Raw genomic sequence first — 8,485 nt, forward strand, 5'->3', positions numbered from 1 at the left:
GCCGACGCCGACCATGGCGCTCGACCGCTATCTCCAGGCGAAGACCGGTTGCTCCAGCTCGTCGACCGGGTCCGGGCGGCCTTCGAGGCACAACCACCGCAGTTGCAACAGCACGGCGCCGGTGGGCGCGTGAATCAGGTCATTTCCCAACGGGATTTGCACCACTGGGCGCGGGCTCTCGGGGATGGTGATGAACCGCGGTGAATCGGCGCGCTGCAATTGATGCAGCCCCACCCGGTACACCGCCACCACCTCGTCGGGCGCCGGGCGGGGATCGAGGCGGCCGCCGCCCCAGATCACGACCGGGGTGATGACGTACCCGGACCGGGTCGGGTAATCGTCCAGCAGCCCAAGCACGGTCGAGGCGGGCAGGGCGATGCCGACCTCCTCACGTAATTCCCGCAGCGCCGCGTCGACGGCGGTCTCGCCCGGGTCGAGGCGACCGCCGGGCAGCGCCCACTGCGCCGCATGCGAACTGAGGCGAGACGCCCTGCGGCACAACAGGAACGCCGCGCCACCGGACACGCCGACCATCCGGCCGTCGAGGCCGTGCGCCGGCATGCCGCGGTCGCCGTTCCACTCGTCCACCGGCGCCGGATCCACCCGGTCCTCGCCCGGGGTCGAGTCCACCAGCACCACCGCCACCGCCGCGTGGCGCTTCGCGGGGTCGGTGACCTCGCGACGGCGATGGCTCGCCAGATGGCCGCCGATCCGCTCACGCAGCGCCTCGTCGTACGGGATGGTCACGAGTTTCCAGACTAGGCCGAAGCCGCCCGCGTCGCGGAACCCCGGTGTGGTTGACTGCGACCGTGCAGAGGGAAACCCTACTGGCCCGGCGCTTCTTCGACCGCTTCGAACCGGTGCACGCGGTGACGTACTTCGCGCCGGAGGCGCGGGCGGCCCTGGACGGCCTGGGTTACCGCGGATTCTGGATGGGCTATTTCGCCGCCCGCTCGGCGCCGCTGGGGATGGTGCCGCGCGAGGTCGTCACCGCCGTCTTCTACAACTTCGCCCCGGAGCGGGTGGCCAAGGCGCTGCCGGCGGCATGGCACATCGCCGGCCCGGACGCGGCGCTGCGCGCCCGGCAGGACTCGGCCGTCGCGGCGCTGCGCCGCTACGGGCTGGAGTCTGCCGAAAGCGTCCGCATCGCAGCGGAATTGGCGGGGAAGGCGGCAAGGCTGGCGCCGCTGGACGGGCGTCCGCTGTTTGCGGCGAACTCGGCGTTGCCGTGGCCCGACGATCCGCTGGCCGCGCTGTGGCACGCGACGACGCTGTTGCGCGAGCAACGCGGCGACGGTCACGTGGCGGTGCTGGCCGCCGCCGGCATCTCGGGCCGGGAATCCAACGTGCTGCACGCCGCGGCGGGCGGGGTGCCGCGCGAGTACATCGCGCGCACCCGCGATTACGACGAGCCGGCGTGGCGGCACCACGAGCAACGGCTGGCCGATCGGGGATTGCTCGATGCTGACGGGTCGCTGACGAGCGCCGGCCGGGAACTGAAAGACCACATCGAGCGGTCCACCGATGCGCTGGCCCTCTCGGCGCTCGACGCGCTCAGCGACGAGGAGGTGGAAACGCTGTTTCGTGCGCTCACACCGATCACCCGCGCCGTGGTGGCGGGCGGCGACGTTCCCGGCCTCACGCCGATGGGGTTGCGCCGCGACGAATTGCACGACGACAGTGCGCATTTGGCTTCCTGACCGCTGCGTGCCCGCGCCGGCGCGTTAGTCTGGCCGCATGAGCAACCAGCGGATACCCGGCGGAGTGGTGCACAAGCTGCCTGCGGACCTGCGCGAGTCGCTGATCGGCAATGCCACGGCGCTGGCCGCGTGGAACGACATCACGCCCTTGGCCCGTAACGAGTTCATCTGCTGGGTGGAGGACGCCAAGCAGGAGGCGACCCGGCAGCGTCGCATCCGCCGGACGCAGGAGGAGTTGGAAGAGGGCAAGCGCCGGCCTTGCTGCTGGCCGGGCTGCAAGCACCGCGAGCGCACCGGCAAATAACTGTCAGCGCCCCAGCGGCTTGTAGAACACCAGCCCGTTGCCCTTGTTGTCGTAGACCACCGCGCGGCGCTCGTGTGCGTCGTCGTACGGACCCTTGACGATGCCACCGCCGCTGGCCTCCACCGCCTTGGCCGCGGCGTCGACGTCGGCGGTCTTGATGCCGACGACGACCTGCCCTGGGATGGGATGGTCCACCGGGGTCGCGAGGGCGAGCGTGACGGGGCCCCCGTCGAGGGCGGCGAAGTGCGCTCCATCGCGGAATTTCAGCGCCATTCCCAGGGTCTCGCTGTAGAACCGGATCGACTCTTCGAGGTCATCTGTCGACAGGATGATCATCTTCACTTCGTGCTCGCTCACGGTGCCTCCTTTGGCCGGATGGCATACAGACTATGCCGCGAGGGCGGCCAGGAGTGGGCGAGCGGTCGAGAGTCAGGTCCGGCCGGCCGGAATGACCTGTCCGTCAAGGTAATCCATGGGCGGCCCGTCCCCACGCCCGGCGTCACGGTCGGCCACCGCGGTGGCCAGGGCGGTGCCGTCCTGAATTGTTCCGACGATCTCGACGTGGTCGTTGACCGTGAAATGCGAAGCGACACCGGCGGGTTCGCCCCCGCCATGGCCGATGAGCGCGGTGTTGGGAGTGACCAGGTAGGTCTGGGTGTACCCGTTGGCGCTGCGCGCGGTCACCGAGCCCGGCGACACGGCGATCACCGTGCCCTCCTGGCGCACCGTCTGCGAGGCCGCCGGCGGCTCCTGGCTGGCCTCGATGGTTCGCTTTTGGCCGTGCGGCGCGTTGAGCAGCAGTGCCGCACACGCCGCCGCACACAGCATGGACGCCGAGGTGACTTCGCACACCGCCGCGACACCCGACCCGCGGCGCGCGGTCCGGCGTACCGCCGGGCTTTGCTCCGGCGTCGAGGGCATCCGATGTTTGGCAGCCACGATCAGTCCTCCCCTGCGGCTTTGCGCCGACGAATGCCGGCGCGCACCGAGTCAGGTTGTTGCTCGTGGATTTACCCCGGGGGCGAAGCTGATAAACCGCCCCGGGTCAGTTACGGGCCGCCCGCGCGGGCGGCGGCGTCGTCAGCCCTTGGTGAGGGTGAACTGCGCGACGTCGGTGTAGCCCTCGCGGAACAGGTCGGCGCAACCGGTGAGGTACTTCATGTACCGGTCGTAGACCTCTTGGGACTGGATGGCGATGGCCTCGTCGCGGCGCGACTCGAGCGCGGCCGACCAGGTGTCCAGCGTGCGCGCGTAATGCAGGCGCAGCGGCTGGTAGAGCTTGAGGCTGAAGCCGGCGCGGGTCGCCTGCTCTTCGACGGTCTTGGCCGCGGGCAGGTCTCCCCCCGGGAAGATCTCGTCCATGATGAATTTCATGAACCGCAATTTGGTCATGGTGATGGGCAGCCCGCGCTCTTCGAACTCCTCGCGGCTGGGCTGAATGATGGTGTGCAGCATCATCACACCGTCGTCGGGCAGCGCCTCGTAGGCCATCTTGAAAAAGTCGGGGTAGCGGTCGCGCCCGAAGTGCTCGAAGGCGCCGATGGACACGATGCGGTCCACCTTCTCGTCGAACTGCTCCCAGCCCTGCAGCAGCGCCCGCTTGCTGCGCGGGCTGGGGTGCTCGTCGAGGCGGCGCTGCACGTGCGCCTGCTGGTTGCGGCTCAGCGTGAGGCCGACGACGTTGACGTCGTACTGCTCGAGCGCCCGGATGATGGTGGTTCCCCAGCCGCAGCCGATGTCGAGCAGGGTCTGGCCCGGTTGCAGCCCGAGCTTGCCCAACGAGAGGTCGACCTTGGCCAGCTGTGCCTCCTCGAGGGTCATGTCCTCGCGCTGGAAGTAGGCGCAGCTGTAGGTCCGCGTCGGGTCGAGGAACAACGCGAAGAAGTCGTCGGACAAGTCGTAGTGCGCCTGAACGTCGTCGAAATGCGGCTCTAGGCTCACGGGCTCGCTGCGGTTCTCGGGCACAAACAACCTCTGACTTTGGTGGATTTTTTCTCGCGTGCGATCGCGGTCGATCGACATGCTGACGCCCCAGTGTATCCGCACGGTTGGCGAAGCCTTTCCCTACGTCGCCCGGCCGGTTGACTGGCCCGCCCCGATGGGACACCATGGCCGCGAACCGTAGCGGGTGAGAAAGGCGGGGCGCCGCGATGGCCGACATCACCATGTTGATCCTCGCCGACCACGAGTGGTTCCGCGAACAGTTCGCCAAGCTGGACTACCTGCAGGCGCAGACACCGGTCGACGCGACCGCCCTGGCGCGGGTGTGGCGTCCCCTCGCCGACAAGCTGGACGTGCACGCCTACATCGAAGAGAAGATCTTCTACCCGCAGCTGCTGAAGCGGGGCACGCAGGACCCCGAGGGCGAGACGCTCGACGCGATCGGGGATCACAACGACATCCGTGACGGCGTGCGCGACGCCAACGCCGCCCTGGTCGGCAGCGAGCAGTGGTGGGCGGCGGTCGGCCGAACCCGCGAGGCCAACGACGAGCACATGGGTGAGGAGGAGCGCGAGGGGCTGTCCGACTTCCGCCGCGCCGCCCCCGCCGGCCTGCGCGAGGCGTTGGGCCGGCAGTACAGCGAGTTCATGGCCGAGCATCCCACCACCAAGGGCTTGCCCATCATCGACCGGGACCCGCAGAGCTACGTCGAGGATGTCGAGGCCACCGCGCCGCCCAAGGAGCGGTCCGAGCCGAAGGACTTTTCGCTTCGCATCGGCAGCCTGAAAGGTCAGTGATTCGGTCGACCAAGGCCCGGTGGCTACGATCGGCCCCCGGTCAGTTCCGACGTACAGCCGGTTGGGAGTGAGAAGTGTTCGGCCCGCGAGACTTCTGGGTACGCAATCGGGCGATGAACGCGCGACCGCGCCGAACGAAATGGGCCCGCGACGAGATCCGGGTCGCCGACCCGGCCATGCGCCAAACCATCATGGGCACCGCGATCGGCAACTTCATGGAGTGGTACGACTTCGGTGTCTACGGCTACATCGCCACGACCATCGCCCAGGTGTTCTATCCGGGTAAGAGCGTCAGCGGCGTCCATCTGATCGCGACCTTCGGCACGCTGGCGGCCGCGTTCATGGTGCGCCCGCTCGGCGGCTTCATCTTCGGCCCGCTCGGCGACCGCATCGGACGGCACCGCGTCCTCGTCGTCACCATCCTGATGATGACGGTGAGCACCACCGTGACGGGCCTGCTGCCCGGCTACAGCGCCATCGGAATCTGGGCGCCCATCCTCCTCGCCATCGCCCGCATCTTTCAGGGCCTGTCGACCGGCGGAGAGTTTGTCGGGGCGATGACCTACCTGGTCGAGCAGGCCCCGGACCACAAGCGCGGCATGATGGTCGGCTTCCTGCCGATGGGCAATCTGGTCGGATTCGTGCTCGCCGGGGGAATGGTCACCGCGCTGCAAAGCTGGCTGCCCGACGACGACTGGCTGGCCTACGGCTGGCGGATTCCGCTGCTGCTCGGCGCGCCCTTCGGCCTGTTCGCGCTCTTCCTGCGGCTGCGACTCAAGGAGTCGTCCGCCTACCAGAACGCGGCCGAGAGCGCGGGGCCGCCGGCCGGCGGGCGGCAGCAATTCCGGCGCACGGTGCTGGACCAGTGGCGGGGTCTGATCATCTGCGCGGCTCTGGTGTTGACCTCCCAGGTCGCGGATTTCATGCTGACCGGTTACCTGCCGACGTACCTCAAGCTGTTCGTGCGCGTCGGCCACACCGCCGGGCTCGTGATGATCGTGGTGACGCTCGCGATCCTGATGGTCACCGTGGTGCTCGTCGCCGCGCTGTCCGACCGCATCGGCGTCAAACCGATCATGTGGACCGGATGCGCACTGTTGATCGTGGGTTCCATCCCCGCCTTCCTGCTCATGCGCTTCGGCGGCATCTACCCGGTGATCTTCCTCGGGGTGCTGCTGATCGGACTGATGGAGCTCTGCTTCGACAGCACCGCACCCGCGATGCTGCCGGCCCTGTTTCCCACCAGCGTGCGCTACGGCGCGCTGGCCATCTCCTACAACATCGCGATATCGGCGGTGGGCGGCACCACGCCGCTGATCGCCCAGGCGTTGGTGTCGGGCACCGGCAACGTCATGGCGCCCGCCTACATGATGATCTTCGGTGGCCTGGTGGGGGCGGTCACGTTGGTGTTCACGCCCGAGGTCGCCGGTAGGCCGCTGCCGGGTTCCGGGCCCGCGGTGGAAACCGAGCAGGAGGCGCGCGCGCTGGCCGACGACGTCAGCTAGCGACGTTTATTTTCCGCGATCCTGCCTAATCTCTTTAGGCATGCGGACCGCGTTTCACCACCAGTTGGGAACGCTCACCCAACAGCTCGGGGCGATGTGCGCGATGGCCGGGGAGGCCATCGCGCTGGCCACCGAGGCGCTGCTGAAAGCCGACCTGGTGCTGGCGGAACGCGTCATCGCCGGCCAGGCGGACATCGTCGCCGTCGACCACGACGTCGAGGAGACCGCGTTCGCGCTGCTGGCATTACAGGCGCCGGTGGCCACGGATCTGCGCGCGGTGGTGAGCGCGATCCACATCGCCGCCGACGCGCAGCGGATGGGCGGGCTGGCGGTGCACGTCGCCGAAATCGCCCGCATGCGTCATCCGCGCAACGCGCTGCCCGGCGACGTGCGCCGGCACATCGCCGAGATGGGCGATGTGGCCGAGCACCTGGCCTTCGGCGCCCGCGAGGTGTTGCTGGCCCAGGATCCGGGCGGCGCGGCGCAAATCCGCCGCGACGACGACGCGATGGACGAACTGCATCACCAATTGCTTGCGGTGCTGATGGACCCCGGCTGGCCGCACGGCGTGGCCGCCGCGGTGGACGTCACGCTGTTGGGGCGCTTCTACGAGCGATTCGCCGATCACGCCGTGCAGATCGCCCGGCGGGTCATCTTCCAGGCCACCGGGCAGTAGGCGAAAGCGCCTGCAACCAAACGGCTTCCGTGTGAGGAGCCGCGGCGTGGGTATATAAGCCAGGTGAAGCCGCCTTGCCGCCCCCTCTTCACCGCCCACGTCCTGCCCGGGCCGGCGCGCTGATGGCCAAGCCCAAGGCGGTCCCCGAGGACTTGCGCCGGTTGGCCGCGGCACACGGCGTCGCCACCTCCTACCGAAACGAACGACGCGAACCCGTCGAGGTCGACGCCGACGTGGTGATCCGCGTGCTCGGCCTGCTGGACGTCGATGCCGCCAGCGAGGCCGGCCGGCGCCAAGAGTTGGCGAACCTGGCGGCGCGTGAGCGCGCCGGCGCCCTGGCGCCCACCATGGCCGTGCGCGTGGGCGGACGACCCCGGCGGCTGCCCGGGGCCGCGGTGTTGATGGGCGAGGACGGCGACCGGATCGAGGTGCGCGACGAGCTGCCCGCGGACCTGCCCGCGGGCTGGTATCGGCTTCAGCTGCGCGACGGCCAGGAGGCCACCCTGCTGGCCGCCCCACCGCGGGTGCCGCCTACGCCGGCGACCTGGGGGTGGATGCTGCAGCTCTACGCGTTGCGCTCGGGCCGGTCCTGGGGCATTGGCGACCTGGGCGACCTGCGCGAGTTCCTGAGCTGGACCGCCACCGAACACGGCGCGGGTGCCCTGCTGCTCAACCCGCTGCACGCGCCGGGGCCGACGCATCCCGTACAGCCGTCGCCCTACACCCCATCCAGCCGGCGGTTCGCAAATCCGCTGGCCCTGCGCATCGAGGACCTCGACGCCTATTCCCGCGCCGACCCGGCCACCCGCGCGGAGGTCGATGCGCTACGGGTCTCGGCGACCACCGAGCGGATCGACTACGACCTGGTGTGGGCGGCCAAGCGGTCGGCCCTGGAGCTGCTGTGGCGCGCCGAGGGCCGACCCAGCCCGTTGGACGGCCCGGGCGCCGAGACGGGGTTGCGCGACTGGGCCACCTATTGCGCCCTGGCCGAGCGGCACGGCGGCCGGTGGACCCGGTGGCCGGCGCCGCTGCGCGATGTCGCCGGGCCGGCGGTCACGGCGGCCCGGCGCGACCTGGCGCCCAGGGTCGCCTTCCATGCCTGGGTGCAGCATCGCTGCGACGAACAGCTGACGGCGGTGCGCGACGCCGCCCGGGCGGCGGGCATGGCACTCGGCGTCGTAGTGCACGTAGGTGCCGCGGTCCGGGCCGTCGCCCGGCGGAATCCACCACAGCCGCCACAGCCCGGCGACGTGGTCGATCCGCAGGCCGTCGGCGTGGGCCAGCACGGCGCGCAGCATGTCGCGCAGCGCGGCGTAGCCGGTGGCGGCGAGGCGGTCCGGCCGCCACGGCGGCAGTCCCCAATCCTGACCGCGCGGGGTGAAGTTGTCCGGCGGCGCCCCGATGCTGACCCCGGTGGCGAGCATGTCGGCCAGCGCCCACGCGTCGGCGCCGTTCGCGTCCACGCCCACCGGCAGGTCGTGCAGCACGCCGAGTGCCATGCCCGCCGCCCGGGCGGCGTCGCGCACCGCCGTCAGCTGTTCGTCGCAGCGATGCTGCACGGC

The 8,485-nt window shown here is 70.0% G+C and carries 9 protein-coding genes and 2 pseudogenes; 6 read left to right on the forward strand and 5 right to left on the reverse strand.

Features of this window, described 5'->3' with window-relative positions; all coding sequences use genetic code 11:
• Window positions 1-27 precede the first annotated feature (27 nt).
• On the reverse strand, window positions 28-747 hold the full coding sequence (locus A5702_RS22055; RefSeq protein ID WP_055399617.1) for a CoA pyrophosphatase: 720 nt from the start codon (window positions 745-747) through the stop codon (window positions 28-30).
• Window positions 748-809: 62 nt separating this feature from the next.
• On the opposite strand from A5702_RS22055, the gene A5702_RS22060 reads away from it, so the two are divergent.
• Together A5702_RS22060 and A5702_RS22065 are read left to right on the forward strand one after the other, a co-directional pair.
• Window positions 810-1,700 (forward strand): hypothetical protein, encoded by an 891-nt coding sequence (locus A5702_RS22060; protein ID WP_068223744.1) that lies wholly within the window; start codon window positions 810-812, stop codon window positions 1,698-1,700.
• Window positions 1,701-1,737: 37 nt separating this feature from the next.
• Window positions 1,738-2,004, forward strand: coding sequence for a YdeI/OmpD-associated family protein (locus tag A5702_RS22065; RefSeq protein ID WP_055399613.1), 267 nt, complete (start codon window positions 1,738-1,740; stop codon window positions 2,002-2,004).
• Between the two features lie 3 nt (window positions 2,005-2,007).
• Here A5702_RS22065 and A5702_RS22070 read toward each other — a convergent pair whose 3' ends face one another.
• The 3 genes from A5702_RS22070 to A5702_RS22080 all read right to left on the reverse strand — a co-directional run bounded on the left by A5702_RS22070 (window position 2,008) and on the right by A5702_RS22080 (window position 3,969).
• A complete protein-coding gene (locus tag A5702_RS22070) occupies window positions 2,008-2,361 on the reverse strand; it encodes a VOC family protein (RefSeq protein WP_067820933.1) in 354 nt (117 codons plus the stop codon).
• A 72-nt stretch (window positions 2,362-2,433) separates the two neighbouring features.
• The gene (locus A5702_RS22075; RefSeq protein WP_068223746.1) at window positions 2,434-2,943 is read right to left on the reverse strand and encodes a hypothetical protein; all 510 of its coding nucleotides are present in this window, start codon (window positions 2,941-2,943) and stop codon (window positions 2,434-2,436) included.
• A gap of 141 nt (window positions 2,944-3,084) precedes the next feature.
• Complete coding sequence (locus tag A5702_RS22080) at window positions 3,085-3,969, reverse strand: cyclopropane mycolic acid synthase family methyltransferase (protein WP_068223754.1); 885 nt, start codon at window positions 3,967-3,969, stop codon at window positions 3,085-3,087.
• A 185-nt stretch (window positions 3,970-4,154) separates the two neighbouring features.
• Between A5702_RS22080 and A5702_RS22085 the strand changes: the two genes are divergently transcribed.
• From A5702_RS22085 to A5702_RS22100, 4 genes and pseudogenes are all read left to right on the forward strand, one after another.
• Complete coding sequence (locus A5702_RS22085; protein WP_068223748.1) at window positions 4,155-4,742, forward strand: hemerythrin domain-containing protein; 588 nt, start codon at window positions 4,155-4,157, stop codon at window positions 4,740-4,742.
• A gap of 176 nt (window positions 4,743-4,918) precedes the next feature.
• The gene (locus tag A5702_RS22090) at window positions 4,919-6,247 is read left to right on the forward strand and encodes an MFS transporter (RefSeq protein WP_068223757.1); all 1,329 of its coding nucleotides are present in this window, start codon (window positions 4,919-4,921) and stop codon (window positions 6,245-6,247) included.
• Between the two features lie 40 nt (window positions 6,248-6,287).
• The gene (gene phoU / locus A5702_RS22095) at window positions 6,288-6,923 is read left to right on the forward strand and encodes a phosphate signaling complex protein PhoU (RefSeq protein WP_068223751.1); all 636 of its coding nucleotides are present in this window, start codon (window positions 6,288-6,290) and stop codon (window positions 6,921-6,923) included.
• A gap of 122 nt (window positions 6,924-7,045) precedes the next feature.
• Window positions 7,046-8,105, forward strand: a pseudogene (locus tag A5702_RS22100) (4-alpha-glucanotransferase); the annotation flags it as partial.
• A gap of 44 nt (window positions 8,106-8,149) precedes the next feature.
• Here A5702_RS22100 and A5702_RS25975 read toward each other — a convergent pair.
• Window positions 8,150-8,422: pseudogene (locus A5702_RS25975) on the reverse strand (4-alpha-glucanotransferase); the annotation flags it as partial.
• Window positions 8,423-8,485: the final 63 nt, after the last annotated feature.

This window comes from Mycobacterium sp. E3339, from assembly GCF_001666915.1.
Taxonomy (GTDB): Bacteria; Actinomycetota; Actinomycetes; order Mycobacteriales; family Mycobacteriaceae; genus Mycobacterium.